The following is a 661-nucleotide window of genomic DNA, read 5'->3' on the forward strand; positions in this document are numbered from 1 at the left end:
TTTACCACTCGGGCTCTAACTTAAATCCCTTTACCGCTAAAAACGCTTCACGCTCCAGATTCACCAAGTTATCCGACAGCATTAAGGCACTTTTCAGCTCAAGAAACTCGGTGGCGCTGATGCCTGAATCACGTTAGTCTTTGCAGTAGCGGAATGCCTGTCTCACTGGTAAACGGTGGTACATATTCGGCCGAGCTGGCAGCGAGGTCCCAATACTCGTATTCATTTCCCGCAGGCAAAGGCAATTTGCCGTCACGAATATCCAGCACCTTGTTGAACAGCGCTTCCCAGTGATCATCCCCTGTCACCACGTAAGCTCGTGCAACTATGCAAATGATCTGAGCTTTGTTTGAGCTCTTGAGAAAGACGGTAAAACCGATGAAGGTCTTGCTGATAATCCCGACTTTGGGTTCGAAGCTCCGCCACCTTTTGCGTGACAGACAACATGGCAATAGAACAGATMCCCATTGCCAAAAACAGCAGCATAAATAAAGTTCTAATTGAGCGCATTCGCTGGGCCTTCTTGCAAGATAACAGTGCAATAAATCGATGCTTGTCTATAGTTACTGATAAGTTTAGTTATTGTTCAGCAAGTTGCAGGAAAACTTTTCAGGATTGATATATAGTCCCATTGAAAATCTGGATGATTGCACCGTTTTGA

At 45.3% G+C, this 661-nt stretch carries 1 pseudogene; it reads right to left on the reverse strand.

Annotated features, from left to right (window positions below):
- Nucleotides 1-7: 7 nt before the first annotated feature.
- A pseudogene (locus CIK04_RS23860) lies at nt 8-510 on the reverse strand (hybrid sensor histidine kinase/response regulator); the annotation flags it as partial.
- Between the last annotated feature and the right edge of the window lie 151 nt (nt 511-661).

The sequence above is a fragment of the Vibrio sp. 03_296 genome, assembly GCF_002265885.1.